Raw genomic sequence first — 22,051 nt, 5'->3', positions numbered from 1 at the left:
GCCCAGGCGGAAGAGCAACCGAGACAGAGATCGCAATCCGGACACATTGGTGGGTGAGGGTCCAGGTTTTCTGCGGACGGCTTACGCTTTGGCAGTGTCAAAGCTCTCGACCGCCACAAAGCGGCTACTGCTAGGCAGACCCTTCCGGAGCGACAAGCTCGGGCACACGCTGCTTCCCAAGAGGATCGCCCTCCCGGTCTTCGCCTCCGACGCGATGTCGTCGGTGGCCTACGCCCCCGAGGAAATCTTCCTCGTGCTGTCGGTGGCGGGCATCTCCGCCTACGCCTACACCCCCTGGATCGGACTCGCCGTCGCCGCGGTGATGGCGGTGGTGGTCGCCAGTTACCGGCAGAACGTGCACGCCTACCCGTCGGGCGGCGGCGACTACGAGGTCGCGACCGTCAATCTCGGTCCCAACGCGGGCCTGACCGTGGGTAGCGCCCTCCTGGTGGACTATGTCCTCACGGTGGCGGTCTCCATCTCGTCGGCCGCGTCCAACATCGGTTCGGCGGTGCCGTTCGTGGCCCAGCACAAGGTGCTGTTCGCGGTCGCGGCCATCGTGCTGCTGACCGCCATCAACCTGCGGGGCATCCGTGAATCCGGTGCTGCCTTCGCGATCCCGACATACGCGTTCATCGCCGGCATGGCGCTCATGCTGCTATGGGGGTTCTTCCAGATCTTCGTGCTGGGCGACGACCTGCGCGCCGAATCGTCCGGATTCGAGCTGGAGGCAGAAGACTCCCACCTGTACGGGATCGCGTTCGCGTTCCTGATCGCGCGGGCCTTCTCCTCCGGCTGTGCGGCACTGACCGGTGTCGAGGCGATCAGCAACGGTGTTCCCGCGTTCCAGAAGCCCAAGTCCCGCAACGCGGCCACCACGCTGCTGCTGCTGGGATCCATTGCCATCGTGCTGCTGATGGGCATCATCATCCTGGCCCAGAAGATCGGGATCGTGTACGCGCACAGCCCGGCCGAACAGCTGATCGGTGCCCCCGCCGGGTATCACCAGAAGACGCTGATCGCGCAGATCGCGGAGACGGTGTTCGGCGGGTTCCCCATCGGCTTCTACTTCATCGCCATCGTGACGGCCCTGATCCTCGTGCTGGCCGCCAACACGGCCTTCAACGGATTCCCCGTGCTCGGCTCGATCCTCGCGCAGGACCGCTACCTGCCCCGTCAGCTGCACACCCGTGGAGACCGCCTGGCGTTCAGCAACGGCATCCTGTTCCTGTCCGGGGCCGCGATCGCGTTCGTCGTCCTGTTCGGCGCCGAGGTGACCAAGCTGATCCAGCTGTACATCGTCGGCGTGTTCGTCTCGTTCGTGCTGAGCCAGACGGGCATGATCCGGCACTGGACCCGGCACCTGAAGACCGAGAACGACCCGGCTCAGCGCCGGCGGATGCACCGCTCCCGGGTGATCAACTCCATCGGCCTCGCCATGACCGGCGCCGTCCTGATCATCGTGCTCATCACGAAGTTCGCGGCAGGCGCCTGGATCGCGATCGTGGCCATGGTCGCGATCTTCGTCGTGATGAAGATGATCCGGAAGCACTACGACAGCGTCGCCCGGGAGCTCGAGGAACAGGAATGGGACGGGGTGCTGCCCAGCCGGACTCACTCCATCGTCCTCGTCTCCAAGCTGCACATGCCGACCATGCGCGCGCTCGCCTATGCCCGGGCCACACGGCCGGACACCCTCGAGGCGATCACGGTCAACGTCGACGAACCCGACACCCGGGCACTCGTGCGCCAGTGGGAGAAGAGTGACATCGCGGTGCCACTCAAGGTGATCGAGTCGCCGTACCGCGAGATCACCAAACCCGTGCTCGACTACGTGCGGCGCGTCCGGAAGGACTCACCGCGGGACGTCGTCACCGTGTTCATCCCCGAGTACGTGGTGGGGCACTGGTGGGAGCAGATCCTGCACAACCAGAGTGCGCTGCGGCTCAAGAGCCGCCTGCTGTTCCAGCCGGGTGTGATGGTCACCAGCGTTCCGTGGCAACTGAACTCGTCCGAGAAGGCGAAGACACTGAACATCGAATACACGGCCGGGGCCTCACGCCGCGGCTACGAACCCGACGACAAGTGACGGGTGAGAAGCGTTGAGTGAGAACTGGTCGGACCGCCGCCTCGAACTGCGGCTGGGAAATCCCGGGCACGGCGGTTTCGTCGTCGCCCGGCACGAGGGCCGCGTGGTCTTCGTCCGGCACGGACTACCCGGCGAGCGGGTGATCGCCCTCGTCACCGAGGACCGCGGCGGGTCCTATTGCCGGGCCGACGCGGTCGAGATCCTCGACGCGTCCCCGGAGCGGGTCACCCCGGTGTGCCCGGTGTCGGGTCCGGGTGGCGCGGGATGTTGCGACTTCTCGCACGCGAGCCTGCACGTGCAGCGGGACATGAAGGCGCAGGTCGTGTCCGAGCAGTTGGCTCGGCTCGCGCGATTGCAGTGGGAAGTGGACGTCGAGGAACTGCCCGGCACCGGAGACGGCACCGGCTGGCGCACGCGGGTACGGCTGGCCGTCGACCCGGACGGCCGCCCCGGCTATCACCGCCACCGCAGTTCCGGGATCGTCACGGACCTCGCGTGCCCGCAGATCGAGTCGTCCGCCTACGACGGTGTGCGCGAGCATGATTGGAAGCCCGGCAGCGAGGTGCAGATCGTTCTCGACGGCGCGGGGGAGCGGCACGTGGTCGAGATCGCTCCGCCGAAGGTGTCGCGGACCGGCCGCACGAGTCCCGGGCGCCGCGGTGCCATGGCCCGCCGCGCTGCCAGCGGTGCGCCACGCGCCGAGCGGGTGGTCGTCGGATCGGGCCGCCCGGTGGAGCGGGTGCGCGACCGCGAATGGGCGCTGGCCGCCACCGGGTTCTGGCAGGCGCATCGCGGGGCCGCGGAGACGTATTCGGCGGTGGTCTCCGAATGGGCCGGGATGTCCGGGGGCGACACCGCATGGGACCTGTACGGGGGAGTGGGTGTGTTCGCCGCCGCCCTCGCCCACGGTGCCGGGCCGGCCGGTCACGTGGATTCCGTCGAGTCCTCGCGCCAGGCCGTCTCGGACGGGAAGGCCGCGCTCTCCGACCTCCCGCAGGTACGCTTCCACGCGGATCGGGTCGAGCGCGCGATCTCCGGACTCGCCTCCCCGCCACGGGTCGTGGTGCTCGATCCGCCGCGTGCGGGTGCGGGACGTGAGGTGATCGAGGCGGTCGCCGCCGCGGGCGCCGAACGGGTCGTGCACGTGGGGTGCGACCCGGCGTCGTTCGCCCGCGACATCGGTCTGTACCTCGCGCAGGGATATCATGTCGACGAGCTGCGCGCGTTCGATGCGTTCCCTCTCACCCACCACGTGGAGTGCATTGCGTTGCTGGCGCGCTGACACCGGCGCATCGATGTTTACCGAACGCAACAAAACGCTATAGTCGGCCCGCAAGTAGTGGGTGTGTGGGACGGGGACTGGATGTCGGTACAGGCAGATACTGCGCAAGCGCTCGTCGATGCGGTGTTCGCACTCGGGCGATCACTGCGGGCGGTCGTCTCCGCGAGCGGCGAGACCCCGATCCCGCCCGCGTTGACGAGCGTGCTCTTCGTGCTCGCCGCCCGGGGGGAGTGCCGCCAGAACGAACTGGCCGCCGACCTGTGCGTCAGCCAGTCCTCGCTGAGCAGGCAGATTTCCGAACTGGTCGACGCGGGGTACGTGTCGCGCGCCGCCGACCCCCACGACAAGCGTGCCTCCCGCATTCGGGTGTCGCCGAACGGGATGGACATTCTGCGCGAGACGACCGAGCGCCGGGCCGAACGGCTGCGGGGCATGCTCGAAGGCTGGTCGCAAGAACAGGCACTGGCGGCGGTGACGTCGCTGACTCAGCTCAACGACACGTTCTCCGCGTCGGTCCAGCAGCGGGGCCCCCGGGTCTAGGCGAGACGCCACCGCACCCGGACGTCGACTCGGGTCGGCTTCTCGCCGCGTTCGACGGCGATCGGGGAGTCGGCCGCCGCGAACGCCTTCGCGACCGGCCGCGGGGACACGTCACCGATGTCGACTTCCGAGACGTCGAGCACCTCGCCCAGCACACGACGCGACAGCGAGGCGTACTGCTCCGCCTTGGCGAGAGCATCGGCCCAGGCCCGGTCCCGGGCGGTCGCCGTCAGCGCGGCAGGATCGGAGAAGTCGAATTCGAGTCCGCCGAGACGGATGGCGTCGCCGCCCGCGCCGACACAGGCCGCCACCACCTGCGCCGGTGACGATGCGGACGCTCCGGCCTCGCGGACGGTGATCTGCAGCGTCGTCGCGGCGGTGTAGCCGGTCACCTCGCTGCCCCGGCCCTCGGTCCAGGTGGTCTCGGAATGCACGGAGAGCCCGGTGGTCGCGAGGTCGGGCCCCGAGACGCCGTACCCGCGCAGGGTGTCCGTGACGGCAGTGGTGGACCGGGCGACGGCCTCGAACGCCTCGGCCACCGCGGCACGTGTCGCGGTCACGGTGACGGTGGCGCGGACGAGATCCGGAACCGCCGAGACGATTCCGGATCCCCGTACCGTCACCGATCTCTCGGCGTGATCGGTCGTCGCCACCGTTACGACTTACGGTTGTACAGGCGCATCGTGAGCGGTCCGAAGATCACCACGAACCCGGCGCACCACCCGAACACGATGGCGAGATCCGCCATCTCCACCGTCCCGGCCATGAGCCCGCGAATGGATGTCACCAGCTTGCTGATCGGGTTGACGCCGACGAACGCCTGCAGCCAGCCCGGCATGGTCGCGGGATCGACGAAAATGTTGCTGGCGAATGTCAGCGGGAACAGGATGAACATCGAGACGCCCATGACGGCCTGCTCGGTCCGCATGAGCATCGCGAACATCGTCCAGATCCAGGACAGGCTGAACGAGAACAGCAGCAGCAGGCCGATCGACGCCACCACACCGACGAGCCCGCCGTCCGGGCGGAACCCCAGCACGAGCCCCAGGATCAGGACGATGATCGAGGCGATCGTGTAGCGGACGACGTCACCGAGCAGCGCGCCCACCAGTGGGGAGGGACGCCAGATCGGGAGCGACCGGAACCGGTCGAACACCCCCTTCTCGATGTCCTTGTTGAGCGTCAGCCCGGTGTACATGGTGATCATGACGACCGTCTGCACGAGGATGCCCGGCAACAGGAACTGGACGTAGGCGCTGGTCGAACCGGCGAGCGCACCCCCGAAGAGGTACGTGAACATCAACGTGAACATGATCGGGAACATCGTCACGTCGAACAGTTGCTCGGGGACGTGCTTGATCTTGAGCAGAGCCCGCCAGCCGAACGAGAGGGACGTGGACCACGCGGTGGGTCGCGCGGGCCTCGGGCCGGGCATCTTCAGGACGTCGGCGACAGCGGTGGCGGTGTCGGCGGTCCGGTCGGTGGTGGAGGTCATGAGGCATGCTCCTCGGTGGGTCGGCCGGTGAGGGAGAGGAAGACTTCGTCGAGGCTCGGTTGCCCCAATGCGAATGTGCTGACGGCGATTCCGGCGTCGTCGAGTGCGGGCAGCGCCCGCGAGACCCGGGCCGGGTCGTCGATACGGGCGGTGAGTGCGGCCGGATCGGCTTCTTCGGTGATCGGCACCTCGAGCACGTCCCGCAACAGCGCCGCCGCCGCCGGACGGGTCGCGATGTCGGTGACCCGCACGTGCAGTGCACCCGATCCGACGGAGGCCTTCAGTTCGCCGGTGGTGCCCTCGGCGATCACCTTGCCGTGGTCGATGACGGCCACCCGGTCGGCGAGTTGATCGGCCTCGTCGAGGTACTGCGTGGTCAGCAGCACCGTCGTTCCGCCGGCGACCAGTGCGCGGACGATCTCCCACACCTGGTTGCGGCTGCGGGGGTCGAGACCGGTGGTGGGCTCGTCGAGGAAGATCATCTCCGGAGTGACGATGATGCTGGCCGCGATGTCGAGCCTCCGGCGCATGCCGCCGGAATAGTTCTTCACCTGCCGGTTGCCTGCTTCGTCGAGCCCGAAGGCGGTCAGCAACTGTTCGGACCGGGTACGCGCCGCCGCGCGGGTGTACCCGTACAGCCGGCCGAGCAGCAGCAGATTCTCGCTGCCCGTCAGATCCTCGTCGAGCGAGGCGAACTGTCCGGTGAGAGAGACCTTGCTGCGCACGGCGTCGGGCTCGCTCGCGACGTCGTGCCCCAGCACGGTGGCCGTTCCACCGTCGAGGGGCAGGAGCGTGGCCAGCATCCGGATCGCGGTGGTCTTGCCCGCGCCGTTCGGTCCGAGTACGCCGTACACGCCCCCGAGGGGGACGGCCAGATCCAGACCGTCGACCGCGTGGGTGGATCCGAATGTCTTGACGAGTCCCGTCGTCTCGATGGCCAGCTTGTCCGCTGTGAGCATTGCACCCTGCTTTCGATTCGAGCGTCGTCGATTCCGAGCCCCAAGCCTGTCCGATTTTTCCGATTCGGGCAATCGGATTTCCCGTGAATTCCTCGATCAGGGCCGCAGCAGCGACCGCAGCATCACGTCGAGTTGCTCGTAGGCACCGGCGGCCAGTCGTTCGAGGAGAGCGAGTTTGAGTCCGGGCTCGGTGGCGGCCATGTCGGCGTACCGGTCCGCGGGGAGTACGGCGACGGTGACCTCGGAGTCGGCGCACACGTCATTGAGAAAGCGCAAGTCGAGCAGCATCGTCATCTCGCCGAAGGTCATGCCCGTCGACAGGGTCATGATCCGGTACACGGCGCCCCCGGAATCGGCGACTCTCATGCTGACGCGGCCCGACAGGATCAGGAACAGCCCGCAGGCCTTGTCGCCCCGGTGGATGATCTGCTCGTCGCGAGCGAACGTGCGGATATCGAAGTCGCGGGTGAGTCGCCGCAACTGCTCCGGTCGAAGCCCGGCCAGCACCGGATGTTGCGCGACGTCGATCGCTGCCGGCTGGCGAAGGGTGGCGCAGTGTCGATCGAGGAGGGTGTCCTCGGACCACTGCAGTGCGGCTTCGAGGTCGGCGAACACGCGGCCACTCGTACCGCTGAGATCCGAATGCGTGTAGCCCAGCATGCCCGCCGGATCGACGAGAGCGACAGCGCAGCCGCGACGGGTGAGTTCGTCGCGCAGACTGTCGAGCATGCGGCCCGCGATGCCGCCGACGTCGTCCACCCGCCGGACGTCGACCACCACGACCTCGAGTTCGGTCTCGACCCCGCCGATCTCGCGGACCGCGGACTCTGCACCGGCGAAGAGCAGGTCCCCGTGCAGCTCGTAGATCCGGCTGCGCTTGCCGACGTCGTCGAGAGCGGCCCGCTCGGCGGGAGTGCGCCGCATCCGCGACGGACTGTCGACGACGGAGTAACTGGCACGGATCGCGGAACGGGCGGCACGGGTGACATGAAGGAAATGCAACTCCAACTCGGCCGACAAGGCCCGGCACGCCTCCACCCCGCGCACGCTGTTGCCGTGCTCGTCGAGGCGCGGCGAGTAGACGGCGATGCCGATCTGTCCCGGCAGGACCGCGATGATGCCGCCGCCGACGCCGCTCTTGGCAGGCAACCCCACCTCGTACACCCACTTGCCTGCGGCGTCGTACATGCCGCACGTCGACATCACGCTCAGGACCCGCTCGACGAGGGCCGGTTCGAGCACCGTCTCCCGGGTGACGGGGTTGACGCCGTTGTTCGCCATCGTCGCAGCCATCACGCTCAGGTCCCGGCACGTCACGTCGATGGAGCACTGGCGGAAGTAGAGGTCGACCGCCTCGTCGGGGTCGCCGGTGATGATGTCGAACGAGCGCAGCATGTGGCCGATGGCCCGGTTGCGGTGCCCGGTCCGAGACTCGGACTCGTACACCGACCGGTTGAACGTCAGGTCCCGTCCCGCGTACCGCGAGTACGTGGCCCGGATCCGTTCGAACCGGGTGTCCAGGTCCGGCCCGGCCACCAGCGACGCCGCGGTGATCGCCCCGGCGTTGATCATGGGATTGCGCGGTCGTTCCGTCCGCGGGTCGAGGCTGATCTCGTTGAACGGTTCCCCGGACGGTTCGACGTCGATCTTCTCCGCGACGGCGGCGGACCCGCGGTCGGCGAGCGCCAAGGCGTACGTGAACGGTTTCGAGATGGACTGGATCGTGAACGGCAGGCGGGTGTCGCCGACCTCGTAGACGTAGCCGTCCACGGTGGCGATGCAGATTCCGAACGAGTCGGGGGCGACCGCGGCGAGTTCGGGAATGTAGTCGGCGAGCTCGCCGCTGCGGTTCTCCCGGGTCGCGGCGAAGACGTTCCCGATCAGCGCGTCCACGACGGTGCTCATGAGTCGACCCTAGAGGCTGTTGACGACGCTGTCGGGTGTTCCGAGGGGCCCGTCCGGCGTCACAATTGTGTGAAGCCGGTCACGGCCGTGGCCGGGATGCCCGAGGACGAGCCCGCGATATGGGGCCGCACCGGCCCATACCGCGTGTCCCGCACTCCGGCGGCTCCGTAGACTGGTTCCACTGTGACGTGACACGAAGCCACGGCAGAGGCACGCAAGGCGGCGTGCATCACGGAGGGAGCGATCTCGTTGGGTGTTCTTGCCCGTATCCAGACGCCTGACGATCTTCGTCAGCTGAATTCGGCGGAGATGAAGCAGCTCGCCGCGGAGATTCGTGAGTTCCTGGTGCAGAAGGTCGCGGCGACCGGTGGGCATCTCGGCCCCAACCTGGGCGTCGTCGAGCTGACCCTCGCGTTGCACCGCATCTTCGAGTCGCCCGCCGACCCGATCATCTTCGACACGGGCCACCAGGCGTACGTCCACAAGATCCTCACCGGCCGCAAGGACGATTTCGACTCGCTCCGCAAGCAGGGTGGCCTGTCCGGGTACCCGTGCCGGGCGGAGAGCGATCACGACTGGGTCGAGTCCTCGCACGCGTCGGCTTCGCTGTCGTACGCGGACGGCCTCGCGAAGGCCTTCGAACTGACCGGTCAGGACCGCCACGTCGTCGCCGTCGTGGGTGACGGTGCGCTGACCGGCGGCATGTGCTGGGAGGCCCTGAACAACATCGCGGCGGGCAAGGACCGCTCGGTGGTGATCGTCGTCAACGACAACGGCCGCTCGTACGCGCCGACCATCGGTGGTCTCGCCGACCACCTCGCCGCCCTCCGCCTCCAGCCGGGATACGAGCGCATCCTCGACAGCGGTCGCCGGATGGTGAAGAAGCTTCCGTGGGTCGGCCGCACCGCCTACTCGGTCCTGCACGGCATGAAGGCGGGCCTCAAGGACGCCGTCGCCCCGCAGGTGATGTTCACGGACCTGGGCATCAAATACCTCGGACCGGTCGACGGGCACGACGAGGCCGCGCTCGAATCCGCGCTACGCCGCGCGAAGGCGTTCGGTGGCCCGGTCATCGTCCACGCCGTCACCCGCAAGGGCATGGGTTACGCGCCCGCCGAGAACCACGTAGCCGATCAGATGCACTCGACCGGCGTGATCGACCCGCTCACCGGTAAGTCGACCGGATCGGCGTCCGCCGACTGGACGTCGGTGTTCTCGGCCGAGCTGATCGATCAGGCGAGTCACCGGCAGGACATCGTGGCGATCACCGCGGCGATGGCGGGCCCGACCGGTCTCGCCGCGTTCGGCGAGAAGTACCCCGACCGGATGTTCGACGTCGGGATCGCCGAACAGCACGCCGTCACGTCGGCGGCCGGCCTCGCGCTGGGCGGTCTGCACCCGGTGGTCGCGGTCTACTCGACGTTCCTCAACCGCGCGTTCGATCAGCTGCTGATGGACGTGGCGTTGCTGAAGCTTCCCGTCACCCTCGTTCTCGACCGCGCAGGTATCACCGGCAACGACGGCGCCAGCCACAACGGCATGTGGGACATGTCGCTGCTGGGCATCGTCCCCGGTATGAAGGTCGCGGCTCCCCGCGACACCGCCACCCTGCGGGAGGAACTGGACGAGGCACTGGCCGTCGACGACGGCCCGACCGCGCTCCGGTTCCCGAAGGGCACGGTCTGCGACGACGTGCCCGCGGTGAGCCGCCTCGACGGCGTCGTCGACATCCTTCGCGCCCCCGCCGGTCGGAACGACGTGCTCATCGTGTCGGTCGGCGCGTTCGCCGGCCTCGCGCTCGCCGCGGCGGAACGCCTGGAACAGCAGGGCATCTCGGCGACCGTCATCGACCCGCGGTGGGTCCTTCCGGTCCCGGAGTCGTTGGTGAAGCTCGCCGAGGACTACACGATGGTGGTCACCGTCGAGGACAGCGGACTGCACGGCGGTATCGGTTCCACCGTGTCCGCCGCGCTGCGGTCGGCCGGGGTCGACGTCCCCTGTCGTGATCTCGGCGTTCCGCAACAATTCCTCGACCACGCGTCGCGCGCACAGATCCACGCCGAGCTGGGCCTCACCGCACAGGACGTCGCCCGGCAGATCACCGGATGGTTCGCCGGCCTCGGGAACCTGCGCCCCCAGCAGCAGAACGGCGTCGTCGCCGACCTCGACGCGCAGCGCGCGGAGAACAGCGGCCAGTAGCACCGAGCCCTCCACGCAGAAGTCCGGCCGAATCACACTGTGATTCGGCCGGATCCGTATGTGCGTGGGTCAGGTGTGCATCTCCTCGAGCTCCATCCCCTTCGTCTCCCGGACCTTCGACCGGACGAAGAAGAAGGACAGCAACGCGAAGAACGCGAACAGGCCGTACAGGAACCACAGCCCCACCGAGCGGGTGAGCGGCGGGAACGCCAGCGTGACCGTGAAGTTCGCGATCCAGTTCGCCGCCGTGCTGATGCCCAGTGCGTAGGCGCGCATGTTGTTGGGGAACATCTCGCCCAGCATCACCCACATGACCGGGCCCCAGGTGGAGGCGAAGAAGATCACGAACAGGTTGGCGCCGATCAGGGCGACCGCCCCCCACGGGCTGGGGAGCACGACGTCGTCGCCGCTGCCCGTCGCCTGGGAGAAGGCGATTGCGGCCATGAGCAGGCTCGCGAACATGCCGAGCGAGCCGACCATGAGCAGGATGCGCCTGCCGATCCGGTCGACGAACAGGATGGCGACGAACGTCATGCCCACGTTGATGATCGCGGTGATCACCGACGTGGTGAACGACTCGTTCTCGGTGAAGCCCACCGACTTCCAGAGCGTGGTGGAGTAGTAGAAGATCGCGTTGATACCCACGAACTGCTGGAAGATGGCCATGAAGATGCCGACCCAGACGATTGGCTGCAGCCCGAACTTCGGGCCGCGAATATCGTCGAACGACGCCGTCGATTCGTGGCGGAGGGTCAGCCGGATCTCGGAGACGCGCTCCTGCGGGTCGACCTCGCCGGTGATGTTCGCGAGGATGTCGGCCGCTTCCTGATCGAGGTGCTTGCCCACGAGGTACCGCGGAGACTCGGGAATGAGCAGGGCGAGAATGCCGTACACGACCGCGGGGACCACACCGACGATGAACATCCAGCGCCAGGCCTCGAGGTTCAGCCACAACTCGTTGGAGGCGCCGCCCGCGGCGTTCTGCAGCACCGCGTCCGAGAGCAGCGCGGCGAAGATGCCGAGAGTGATGGCCAGCTGCTGCAGCGACGCCAACGCGCCGCGGTAGCGGGCGGGTGCGATCTCCGAGATGTACGTGGGCGCAATGACCGACGCGATACCGATGCCGAGGCCGCCGAGGACACGCCACAGCATCAGGTCGGGGACGCTGAACGCGAGACCCGCTCCGAGCGAGGACACGACGAACAGCACCGAACCGAGCAGCATCACTTTCTTGCGGCCCCAGCGGTCCGCGAGGCGACCCGCAAACCACGCGCCCACAGCACATCCGAGCAGGGCGATCGCCACAGCGAAGCCCGTGAAGAACGACCCCAGCTCGAAATGGCCCTGGATGGAGTCGACGGCGCCGTTGATGACCGAGCTGTCGAAACCGAAGAGAAATCCACCTACCGCGGCGGCGACAGTGACGCCGATGACCTTCGCGGTGTGTCTTTCGGACATCTGCGTCATCGCATACCTGCTTTCGGCGAGCGTTCCTGATGCGGGCACAGCGGAAATTTGTGTCCCGGATTACGCTACGCCCGACACCGCCTGTCAGGCGGGAGTTCAGGCACCCGCTTTCTTCGCCGCCTCGCTCAGCTGCGGTGTCAGCTTGTCCAGAACCCACGGAGTCGCGAGAACGCTGGTCTGGCTGAGGCCCGAGATGATCTTCGTGTCCGACAGCGCGACCGCGGTTCCACGCCCGATGGCACCGAGATTCGCGTAGGCCGGGTTCGCGGCAACGGTGGTGTTCTCCGGGACGAACGCGACCACGACGTCGGCGTCCACATCGGAGATGTTCTCCACGGAGATGTCGGCGAAGAACTTGTCCGGATCATTGGTCGCGGCCAGCTTCTGCACGCCGGGTGACACGGTGAACCCGAGCTGGGTCAGTACCTGGACCCGGGGATCGGAGGGCATGTAGACGTTGACCGTCGCGGCGTCGGTGTCGAAGTTGATCACCGAGATCGTCTTGCCGGCGAACTCGGGATGCGCGGCGGCGGTCTGAGTGAGGGTGTCGTCGAGACCGGCCACCAGCTGCTCGGCCTCCGCGCTCTTGCCGAGCGCTTGTCCGACCAGCGTGGTCTGGTCCTGCCACGTGGTCTGCCACGCCTTGTCCGGGTATGCCACCGTCGGGGCGATTCCCGACAGCTTCTCGTACGTCGCCTGGTCGAATCCCTCGTACGGGGCGAGAACGACATCGGGCGCCAGCGAGGCGACGGCCTCGATGGGGGTGGACGTGGCCGTGTCGAGCAACGTGGTCGTGGACGGATCGAATCGGTCCTGCAGCCAGGGCATCACACCGTTCGCCTCGGCGCCGTACGTGTACTTCGGCATGCCGACCGGTGTCTCGCCGAGTGCGTAGACGACGTCCTGGGCGTTCCATCCGAGCGTGACGATCCGTTCGGGTGCCGCGTCGAGGGTCGTCGATCCGAACGTGTTCTCGATCGTGACCGGAAACCCCTCGCCGGACGCTTCCGTGGTGCCTCCGCTGTCGCCGGACGAGCACGCGGCGAGGACGAGGGACGAACTGGCCACAGCGAGTGCGACGGCGATCTGACGTCGTGCGGTGGGTACGAACACGGCAACGGCTCCTTCGGGACGAAAACAGTAGGTAAGCCTAACCTAGACTTGATCGCTCGACGGGCGGACGTCGCGACTTCGAATCACCCTGATTGAAACTTCCGTACCCGGCCCGGCCTGGCGTATTCCCGGGCCGGTGCCGTGTTCGCGCTGGTGAGGCGGTCCGGTCCCGGCGCGGACCCGGCCGAATCACGGGGGCGCCCCGAGCGGCTGTTCGCGGCGACTCCGGGCCCCGCCGACTGCCGTTAGCGTGTGTCTTCGTCCAGCTCACACGCACTATCGACGAAGGAACCATGGTGGTGAATCCGACTCCTCTCCAGACGGCGTCGCGCAGTTCCCGTGCGGACCATGCGCGCAGATTCGCCGACCTGCTCCGCCAGCAGATTCACACGGACTCCTTCGCCGAACGCGGACTGCCGTCGGAATCGGAGTTGGCGGCCGAGTTCGGCGTGTCGCGCAATGCGGTACGCGACGGACTGGCACTGCTGAAGCAGGAGGGGCTCATCGACCGGGCCCCGCGCGTGGGAACCCACGTGGCCCAGCGCAAGTACGACCACGGTCTCGACGCCCTGCTCGGGCTGAAGGAGACGCTGAAGGGGCACGGCGCGGTCCGCAACGACGTCCGCGCGGCCGTGGAGATCAGCCCGCCGCCCGCCGTCGCCCGCCGCCTGCAGTTGGAGCCGGGCGAACCCGCCGTCTACATCGAGCGGGTCCGCCATCTCGGCGACTTGCCGCTCAGCCTGGACCTCACCTACCTCGTCCCCGACATCGGAGCCGAGATCCTCGGCCACGACCTCGAAACCAACGACGTGTTCGCGCTGATCGAGGAGGTCTGCGGTCAGCCCCTCGGCTCCGCCGATCTGGCGATCGAATCGGTGAACGCCGACGCCCATTCCGCCGCGAACCTCCAGACGCCCGAAGGGGCGGCGCTCCTGTTGCTCGAACGCCTCACCCGGCTCGTCGACGGACGTCCCGTCGACCTCGAATACATTCGCATGCGCGGTGACCGAATCACCCTGCGCAGCAGCCTCGCCCGCCGACCCGACATCACGAACTGGGAGCTCACCTCATGACCTTGGTCAATCAACGAGCCGACGTACCCGTCACCATCGACGAGTCGCTGTGCATCGAGGGCTGCACCCTGTGCGTCGAGATCTGCCCGCTCGATTCGCTGGCCATCAACCCGGAGAACGGCAAGGCCTTCATGCACGTCGACGAATGCTGGTACTGCGGTCCGTGCGCGGCTCGCTGCCCGACCGGCGCGGTCACCGTGAACATGCCGTACCTCCTCCGCTGAGCGAAAGACCACACAGATGAAGCGACGTTCCTCCACCTTCGCGATCGCCGCCGCGGCACTGACACTCGTGGCGACGAGTTGCTCCCTCGAACCCGCGGCCGACGACGGTGACGCGGTCACGCTCGTGATCGGGTACCAGTCCAAGACGATCAACACCGTCACCGCCGGAACGCTGCTGCGCGCACAGGGATACCTCGAACAGCGCCTGCAGGACGTGACGGAGCAGACCGGCACGAAGTACTCCGTCGAGTGGCAGGACTACGACACCGGTGCGCCGATCACCGCGCAGATGGTGGCCGAGAAGATCGACATCGGATCGATGGGCGACTACCCCATGCTGATCAACGGCTCCCGCACGCAGGCGAACCCGCGCTCGAAGACGGAAATCGTCTCGGTCACCGGCTACAACCCCGAGGGTGCCCTGAACATGGTGGTGGTGCCACCGGATTCACCGGCGACCACACTCGGCGATCTGGCCGGCAAGAAGGTGTCCGCGAGCGTCGGCTCCGCAGGCCACGGCACCCTCGTCCAGGCACTCGATCGCGCAGGAATCGACCCGGGCACCGGCGTCGAAGTGCTCAACCAACAACCCCAGGTCGGATCCTCCGCCCTGGAATCCGGTCAGGTGGCGGCGCTTTCGCAGTTCGTCGCCTGGCCCGGGCTCCTCGTCTTCCAGGACAAGGCCAAGCTGCTGTACGACGGCGCCGAACTCCGAACCCCGACCCTGCACGGTGTGGTGGCCCGTGAGGCGTACGCGGACGAACACCCCGAGGTTCTCGACGCGTTCCTCCGGGCACAGCTCGACGCCACCCGGTTCGTCCAGACGAAACCACTCGAGGCATCGAGGATCGTGGCCGACGCGAGCGGCCTGCCTCAGGAGGTCGTGTACCTGTACAACGGCCCGGGCGGCACGTCGTTCGACACCACGCTCAAGCCGGCCCTGATCGGTGCGCTGAAGAACGATGTGCCGTACCTGAAGTCGATCGGCGACTTCGCCGACCTGGACGTCGACGGTTTCGTGAACGACGCTCCGCTCCGGTCCGCGTTCGAGGCCGACGGGCAGGACTACGACGCCACGCTCGCGTCCACGGCCAACCCGACGTCGGTCACCGGCACCGATCCCGTGTGCGCCACCGCCCCGAGCGATCCGGCGCTGGCCGGGGAGGTCTGGTTCGACGGCGCCACCGAGACACAGCCGGCCGCGAACCCGACGTGCCTGCTCCGGGCGGTGAAACAGGCCCGGGCCGAGGGCCGCACCGTCCGCGCCGCGTACGTGCCCGACGCCGAACTCGGCACCCGGTGGTTCGCCGACAAATCGGTGTGGGTGCGCGACGGCGACAACTTCCTGCCCTTCACCACCGGCGCGGCGGCAGACCGATATCTGCGCGCCCATCCCACGGGCGGCGTGACCACGTACGACCGCGCGGTCGAGGAGGTGCGGCAGTGACAACCCTGCAACAGTCGACGGTCCTGGTCGACACCGAAGCCGCTGTCGAAGAACACGATCCGGTATCGACGCGCCGACGAACCTCGCCGTGGCGGTCACGTCTCGTGCGGGTCACGTCCGTGGTCGCGGCAATCGTCGCGTGGCAGCTGCTGACCGCCAACGACGTTCGGGTGTGGTTGCGGTTCGACACGCTCCCCACCGTCACCGACGTCGTGTCCGCGTTCGGCACCCAGCTGCAGAGCGACCTGTTCTACCTCGACCTCGGGCAGTCGCTGATCCGCATCCTCAGCGGATTCGGACTCGCCACCGTGGTCGGTGTGGCCACCGGAATCGCACTCGGCAGATCGGAACTGTTCGCCGACGTCCTCGGTCCGCTGACGGAGCTCGCGCGTCCGATCCCCGCCATCGCGGTGGTACCCGTCGCGATCCTGCTGTTCCCCAGCGACGAGGCGGGCATCGTGTTCATCACGTTCGTTGCCGCGTTCTTCCCGATCATGGTGAGCACCCGGCACGCCGTCCGGGCCCTCCCGACATTGTGGGAGGACTCGGTGCGCACACTCGGTGGCGGACGCTGGGACGTGCTGTCCCGGGTGGTGCTGCCCGGAATCCTGCCCGGCGTGTTCGGCGGACTGTCGGTCGGGATCGGGGTGGCGTGGATCTGCGTGATCTCCGCCGAGATGATCTCCGGCAGGCTCGGAGTCGGGTACCGCACCTGGCAGGCGTACACGATCGTCGACTATCCCGGCGTCTTCGTCGGCATGATCACCATCGGCATCCTCGGATTCGCGACGTCCGGCGCAGTCGAACTGCTCGGCAGGCGCGTCACCCGCTGGCTGCCACGAGGGGAGCGCGCATGACCGCCACCGCCGGAGCGTCCGTGGCCGCCGGCATGTCGCTGGTCCTCGACGACGTCACCCTGTCCTACACCGGGAACCCCGTCATTCGTTCGCTGTCGCTGACCGTGGTCCCCGGCGAGATCCTCGTGCTCACGGGACCTTCGGGGTGCGGCAAGTCCACCGTCCTGCGAGCCCTCGCCGGCCTGCTGCCGCCGGATTCGGGCCGCGTCGTCGCCGACGGCGCGGCGGTGGAGTCGACGTCCCGGGACCGGGCCGTCGTCTTCCAGGACAACGCGCTCCTCCCGTGGCGCACCGTGCGCTCGAACATCGAACTGGCCCTCTCACTGCGCGGCGAACCCCGCAAGGGCCGGCGTGAGACCGCCGATCGCTGGATCGCGGAGGTGGGTCTGACCGGGTTCGGCGACTTCCTGCCCAAGAACCTGTCCGGCGGCATGCGCCAGCGAGTGCAGTTGGCGCGCGGCCTCGCCGGGGCACCGCGGGCCGTGATGATGGACGAGCCGTTCGGCGCCCTCGACACCCAGACCCGCGCCGTCATGCAGCGACTACTCGTCGACACGTGGAGCACTCACCCGACCACGGTGGTGTTCGTGACCCACGACGTGGACGAGGCGGTGCTGCTCGGTGACCGCGTCGCGGTCCTCGGCCGGGCCGGCGAGCCGCTGCGGGCACTCGTCGACATCCCGCACCCCCGGGACCGCGACCACCTCGACCACCCCGGCACCCGTGCCGCCCGCGCCGACGTGCTCGCCGCGCTGAACCACACTCCGGAGACCTGATGGACATCCCCGACCTCGCCGACACCGTCCGTCTCGATTGCGACGTACTCGTGATCGGCGGCGGCACCGCCGGCACCATGGCGGCACTGACCGCCGCCGAGAACGGCGCGAACGTACTCCTGCTCGAAAAGGCGCACGTGCGCCATTCCGGCGCGCTCGCAATGGGAATGGACGGCGTCAACAACGCCGTCATCCCCGGCAAGGCCGAACCCGAGGACTACGTCGCCGAGATCACCAGAGCCAACGACGGAATCGTCAACCAGCGCACCGTGTACCAGACGGCGACCCGCGGTTTCGCGATGGTGCAGCGCCTCGAGAAGTACGGCGTGAAGTTCGAGAAGGACGAGTACGGCGAATACGCGGTCCGCCGGGTGCACCGCTCCGGCTCGTACGTGCTGCCGATGCCCGAGGGCAAGGACGTGAAGAAGGCCCTCTACCGGGTGCTGCGGCAGAAGAAGATGCGGGAGAAGATCCGCATCGAGAACCGTCTGATGCCCGTCCGGGTGCTGACGGAGAACGGCCGGGCCGTCGGGGCCGCGGCGCTGAACACCCGCACCGGTGAGTTCGTCGCGGTCGGGGCGAAGGCGGTGATCCTCGCGACCGGTCCGTGTGGCCGGCTCGGGCTCCCGGCGTCGGGGTACCTCTACGGCACGTACGAGAACCCGACCAACGCCGGTGACGGGTATTCGATGGCCTATCACGCGGGAGCCGAACTCAGCGGCATCGAATGCTTCCAGATCAACCCGCTGATCAAGGACTACAACGGCCCGGCCTGCGCGTACGTCGCGAACCCGTTCGGCGGCTACCAGGTGAACGCCGAGGGGGAGCGGTTCGTCGACTCGGACTACTGGTCGGGGCAGATGATGAGCGAGGTCAAGAGCGAGATCGAATCCGCCCGCGGGCCCATCTATCTCAAGGTCAGCCACCTCCCGGAGGAAACCCTCGACACGCTCGAGTCGATCCTGCACACCACCGAACGCCCCACCCGCGGCACGTTCCACGCGAACCGCGGCCACGACTACCGCAGTCACGACATCGAGATGCACATCTCCGAGATCGGCTTGTGCAGCGGGCATTCTGCGTCCGGGGTGTGGGTCGACGAGCACGGTGCGACCACCGTTCCGGGGTTGTACGCGGCAGGCGACCTCGCGTGCGTGCCCCACAACTACATGATCGGCGCATTCGTGTACGGCGACCTCGCCGGATCGCACGCCACCGGCACCCTGCCCGACGTCGAGGCGCCGACCGCGCTGCCCGCGGAACAGCTGGCCGCCGCGCACGAGCTTATCTACCGGCCGCTGCGCAACCCGGACGGGCCGCCCCAGCCGCAGGTCGAGTACAAGCTGCGCCGCTTCGTCAACGACTACGTCGCGCCGCCGAAGACGGCGACGAAGCTGTCGATCGCCGTCGAGACGTTCGAACGGATGGCCGGGGAGATCGCCGGAATGGGTGCGACCACCCCGCACGAGCTGATGCGCTGCGCAGAGGTCACGTTCATCCGGGACTGCGCGGAAATGGCGTCCCGCAGCTCCCTCACCAGAACCGAAAGTCGCTGGGGGCTCTATCACGAACGCGCGGATCTCCCGGAGCAGCGGGACGACGAATGGGGATACCACCTGAATCTGCGGCGCGGCGAGAACGGCGACATGGAGTTCCTCAAGCGCCCCGTGGAGCCGTATTTCGTGCCGGTGCCCGGACTCGATTCCCTTCCGCCGGTGGACCGGTCGGTCGTACCCGTGGCGCAGCCGCCGCTGGTCGGGGGCCGGGCACCGGTGGAGGAACGTTCGCGCATCGCGGCGCCGGTCCGGAAGGAGCCGTCGTCACCGGCCATCGTCGCGGTCCTCGGACTCGACGCGCCGAGCGTCGCCGAGCTCGCACCGTATCTGCGCGACGCCGACCCGCAGGTCCGCGTCACGGCGCTCTCGGTGCTGACGGAAGGAACCCCCGACGGATTCGGGGCAGCCCTCGTCGGCGCCCTCGGCGACGGTGCCGTGACGGTGCGCCGCGCCGCCGCCGACGGCCTGCGCGAACTCGTCGAGGTGCTGCCGTCCGCCGACGGACTGGCCGACCACCTGGGGTCGGGTGACGCCGTGGTCCGGGCCGCCGTCGTCGACGTTCTGCGCGCCCTGCACGCCGGTTCGGCGGAGCAGTTCCTGACCGCACTGTCCGACGGCGATCACCACGTCAGAATCGAAGCGGTGCGGGCGCTGGTATCGCTGGACCGGTGGGAGTCGGTGGCGGAGGGGGCACGCGACGAGAACCGTGAAGTGCGGATCACCGTCGCACACGGCCTGGCCACCATCGGGCTCGGCGGTGTCGACATGGTGCGCTCGCTGGCCGGCGACCGCGATCCGCTGGTGCGCGCCGCCGCGCTCACGGCGTTCGCGAGCCTGGGCTGCCACGGCGACGACGTGAGCCGCGCGACGGCGGCGCTGCGGGAGTCGGCCTGGCAGATCCGGCAGGGCGCCGCGCGGGCACTCGCCGGAGCGGACCCCGGCGTCGCGGTGCCCGCACTGGCGGACGCCCTGACGGATGCGCACCTCGACGTGCGGAAGGCGGCCGTCCTCGCACTCGGCCGGTGGTCCGGCGACCGCGCCGCCGTCGCCGCGCTCACCACTGCCCTCGAGGACACGGACGCCGACGTGCGGGCGTACGCCCGCCAGGCGCTCGCCGCCGCCGACCACGTCCCCGTCCCCTGAGCACGTGAGTGGGGAAGCGTGCCGGGGCACACTTCCCCACTCACATGGGGGTCAGACGCTCGCTACGCCCGGCGCCAGGAACCGCTTGCCGTTGACGGCCTCGGAGGTGCCGGTGCGGTCCAGGTACGGGGTGATGCCACCGTTCCAGAAACCGAACCCGCCGCCCAGGATCAGGCAGAGGTCGATGTCCTCGGCCGCGGCGACGACACCCTCGTCGAGCATGATCTGGATCTCCTCGGCGAACGCGCGACGCGTGCGCTCCAGAACCTCTTCGGACGTGGACGCCTTGTCGCCCTGCTTCCACAGTTCGGCGACCTCGGGATCGACGACCTGCTTGCCGTCGGCACCGTAGCTCCACACCGCCGACTTCTTGGCCTCGACCAGCGCCTCGAGTCCGGGGGAGTTGTGGAAGCGTTCGGGGTACGCCTCGGCGAGGGTCTCGCCGGTGTGCAGCGCGACCGCCGGCCCGACGAGGGCCAGCAGGGTGAACGGGGTCATCGGCATGCCGAGTTCGGCGATGGCGTTGTCGGCCACCTCGAACGGGGTGCCCTCGTCGACCGCGTTCATGACCTCACCGAGGGTGCGGATCAGGAGCCGGTTGAAGACGAACCCGGGCAGGTCGGCGGAACCGACGGCCGACTTCTTGAGCGCCTTGGCGGTGGCGAACGCCGTTGCCAGGGTGGCGTCGTCGGTCTTCTCGCCCTTGATGACCTCGAGCAGGGGCAGCACGGCGACCGGGTTGAAGAAGTGGAAGCCGACCACCCGCTCCGGGTGCTTCAGGTCCGCGGCCATCTTGGTGATCGACAGCGAGGACGTGTTGGTCGCGAGGATCGTCTCCGGGGCGATGTGCTCCTCGAGTTCCGCGAAGATCTTCTTCTTCAGATCGAGGTTCTCGAACACGGCCTCGATGACGAAGTCGGTCTTCGCGAACGCGGCCTTGTCCAGCGATCCGGACACGAGACCCTTGAGGCGGTTCGCCGCGTCCGGCGACAACCGGCCCTTGCCCTGCAGCTTGTCGATCTCGCCGTGGACGTAGCCGACACCCTTGTCGATACGCTCCTGGTCGATGTCGGTGAGGACGACCGGAACCTTGAGCTGGCGGACGAACAGCATCGCGAGCTGGCTGGCCATCAGACCGGCACCGACGATGCCGACGCCGGTGACCTTGCGCGCGAGGGACTTGTCCGGTGCGCCGGCGGGACGCTTGGCGCGCTTGTTCACCAGGTCGAACGCGTACAGGCCTGCGCGGAGCTCGTCGGCGAGCAGCAGGTCGGCGAGCGCCTCGTCCTCGGCGGCGAAGCCCTTGTCGAGCGACGCGGGATCGGTGAGATCGGTGGTCCGGGCCAGCTCGAGGAGTTCGACGGCCTTGACCGGTCCGGGGGCGTTGTTCTTGGTCTTGCCCTCGACGACGGCCTTCGCGCGGGCGATCGCGTCGTCCCAGCCCTTGCCCCGGTCGATCTCGGGACGCGCCGGCGTGATCTCGCCGGCCAGGACCTGCGCGGCCCAGGCGAAGGACTGCTCGAGGAAGTCGGCCGAACCGAACACCGCGTCGACGACGCCGAGTTCGAGGGCCTTCTTCGGGTTGAGTGTCTTGTTCTGGTTCAGCGCGTTCTCGAGGACGACGGTGACGGCGTTCGAGGGGCCGATGAGGTTGGGCAGCAACTGCGTTCCGCCCCAGCCGGGAACGAGTCCGAGGAACGTCTCGGGCAGACCCAGTGCGCCCGCGCTCTCGGATGCGGTGCGGTAGTGGCTGTGCAGCGCGACCTCGAGCCCGCCGCCGAGTGCGACGCCGTTGACGAACGCGAACGTCGGCACGGACGATTCGCGCAGCCGGCGGAACACCTTGTGCCCGAGCCGGCCGAGTTCGAGCGCCTGATCACGGTTCGTGATGCTCGGAACACCCTTGAGGTCCGCGCCCGCGGCGAA

Annotated in this window: 17 protein-coding genes; 10 read left to right on the top strand and 7 right to left on the bottom strand. The window is 68.3% G+C overall.

What is annotated here, in order from left to right:
* Positions 1-94: 94 nt before the first annotated feature.
* The 3 genes from DTA22_RS08320 (at position 95) to DTA22_RS08310 (ending at position 3,911) form a co-directional block, all read left to right on the top strand.
* A complete protein-coding gene (locus DTA22_RS08320; protein ID WP_037232378.1) occupies positions 95-2,089 on the top strand; it encodes an APC family permease in 1,995 nt (664 codons plus the stop codon).
* Between the two features lie 13 nt (positions 2,090-2,102).
* On the top strand, positions 2,103-3,371 hold the full coding sequence (locus tag DTA22_RS08315) for a class I SAM-dependent RNA methyltransferase (RefSeq protein WP_112299165.1): 1,269 nt from the start codon (positions 2,103-2,105) through the stop codon (positions 3,369-3,371).
* 81 nt (positions 3,372-3,452) lie between these two features.
* A complete protein-coding gene (locus DTA22_RS08310) occupies positions 3,453-3,911 on the top strand; it encodes a MarR family winged helix-turn-helix transcriptional regulator (RefSeq protein ID WP_037232643.1) in 459 nt (152 codons plus the stop codon).
* On the opposite strand, the gene DTA22_RS08305 is transcribed toward DTA22_RS08310, so the two are convergent.
* From DTA22_RS08305 to glsA, 4 genes are all read right to left on the bottom strand, one after another.
* Positions 3,908-4,564: an SIMPL domain-containing protein gene (locus DTA22_RS08305; RefSeq protein ID WP_112299164.1), complete on the bottom strand. Its 657-nt coding sequence runs from the start codon at positions 4,562-4,564 to the stop codon at positions 3,908-3,910. The two genes, DTA22_RS08310 and DTA22_RS08305, sit on opposite strands and share 4 nt — an antisense overlap.
* Positions 4,565-4,566: 2 nt before the next feature.
* Entirely contained in the window at positions 4,567-5,406 is an 840-nt protein-coding gene (locus DTA22_RS08300) for an ABC transporter permease (RefSeq protein ID WP_112299163.1), read from the bottom strand.
* Positions 5,403-6,365, bottom strand: coding sequence for a daunorubicin resistance protein DrrA family ABC transporter ATP-binding protein (locus DTA22_RS08295; RefSeq protein ID WP_037232368.1), 963 nt, complete (start codon positions 6,363-6,365; stop codon positions 5,403-5,405). The genes DTA22_RS08300 and DTA22_RS08295 overlap by 4 nt, the downstream gene beginning before the upstream one ends.
* A gap of 96 nt (positions 6,366-6,461) precedes the next feature.
* On the bottom strand, positions 6,462-8,270 hold the full coding sequence (glsA, locus tag DTA22_RS08290; RefSeq protein WP_112299162.1) for a glutaminase A: 1,809 nt from the start codon (positions 8,268-8,270) through the stop codon (positions 6,462-6,464).
* 249 nt (positions 8,271-8,519) lie between these two features.
* Between glsA and dxs the strand changes: the two genes are divergently transcribed.
* Positions 8,520-10,469 (top strand): 1-deoxy-D-xylulose-5-phosphate synthase, encoded by a 1,950-nt coding sequence (dxs, locus tag DTA22_RS08285; protein WP_112299161.1) that lies wholly within the window; start codon positions 8,520-8,522, stop codon positions 10,467-10,469.
* A 69-nt stretch (positions 10,470-10,538) separates the two neighbouring features.
* On the opposite strand, the gene DTA22_RS08280 is transcribed toward dxs, so the two are convergent.
* Together DTA22_RS08280 and DTA22_RS08275 are read right to left on the bottom strand one after the other, a co-directional pair.
* The gene (locus DTA22_RS08280) at positions 10,539-11,936 is read right to left on the bottom strand and encodes a sugar porter family MFS transporter (protein WP_037232360.1); all 1,398 of its coding nucleotides are present in this window, start codon (positions 11,934-11,936) and stop codon (positions 10,539-10,541) included.
* Between the two features lie 96 nt (positions 11,937-12,032).
* Positions 12,033-13,049, bottom strand: coding sequence for an iron-siderophore ABC transporter substrate-binding protein (locus DTA22_RS08275; protein WP_112299160.1), 1,017 nt, complete (start codon positions 13,047-13,049; stop codon positions 12,033-12,035).
* A 293-nt stretch (positions 13,050-13,342) separates the two neighbouring features.
* Between DTA22_RS08275 and DTA22_RS08270 the strand changes: the two genes are divergently transcribed.
* Genes DTA22_RS08270 through DTA22_RS08245 form a run of 6 tightly spaced genes read left to right on the top strand, consistent with a single transcriptional unit; the run spans position 13,343 to position 20,125 of the window.
* Entirely contained in the window at positions 13,343-14,122 is a 780-nt protein-coding gene (locus tag DTA22_RS08270) for a GntR family transcriptional regulator (protein ID WP_112299159.1), read from the top strand.
* Positions 14,119-14,346 (top strand): 4Fe-4S dicluster domain-containing protein, encoded by a 228-nt coding sequence (locus tag DTA22_RS08265; protein ID WP_005240903.1) that lies wholly within the window; start codon positions 14,119-14,121, stop codon positions 14,344-14,346. The genes DTA22_RS08270 and DTA22_RS08265 overlap by 4 nt, the downstream gene beginning before the upstream one ends.
* Before the next feature lie 16 nt (positions 14,347-14,362).
* Positions 14,363-15,793 carry an ABC transporter substrate-binding protein gene (locus DTA22_RS08260; protein WP_112299158.1) on the top strand — a complete coding sequence of 477 codons (1,431 nt, stop codon included), beginning with the start codon at positions 14,363-14,365 and terminating at the stop codon, positions 15,791-15,793.
* Positions 15,790-16,650, top strand: coding sequence for an ABC transporter permease (locus DTA22_RS08255; RefSeq protein ID WP_112299157.1), 861 nt, complete (start codon positions 15,790-15,792; stop codon positions 16,648-16,650). Before DTA22_RS08260 ends, DTA22_RS08255 begins: the two co-directional genes overlap by 4 nt.
* Positions 16,647-17,426, top strand: a complete 780-nt coding sequence (locus DTA22_RS08250) for an ABC transporter ATP-binding protein (RefSeq protein WP_112299156.1) — start codon at positions 16,647-16,649, stop codon at positions 17,424-17,426. The genes DTA22_RS08255 and DTA22_RS08250 overlap by 4 nt, the downstream gene beginning before the upstream one ends.
* A complete protein-coding gene (locus DTA22_RS08245) occupies positions 17,426-20,125 on the top strand; it encodes a fumarate reductase/succinate dehydrogenase flavoprotein subunit (RefSeq protein WP_112299155.1) in 2,700 nt (899 codons plus the stop codon). The genes DTA22_RS08250 and DTA22_RS08245 overlap by 1 nt, the downstream gene beginning before the upstream one ends.
* Before the next feature lie 51 nt (positions 20,126-20,176).
* On the opposite strand, the gene DTA22_RS08240 is transcribed toward DTA22_RS08245, so the two are convergent.
* Positions 20,177-22,051 (bottom strand): 3-hydroxyacyl-CoA dehydrogenase NAD-binding domain-containing protein (locus DTA22_RS08240; protein WP_112299154.1); only part of this gene is annotated, 1,875 nt, incomplete at its 5' end.

Source organism: Rhodococcus wratislaviensis (assembly GCF_900455735.1).
Lineage (GTDB): Bacteria > Actinomycetota > Actinomycetes > Mycobacteriales > Mycobacteriaceae > Rhodococcus_F > Rhodococcus_F wratislaviensis.
This window is presented reverse-complemented; position numbering and strand designations above follow the sequence as displayed.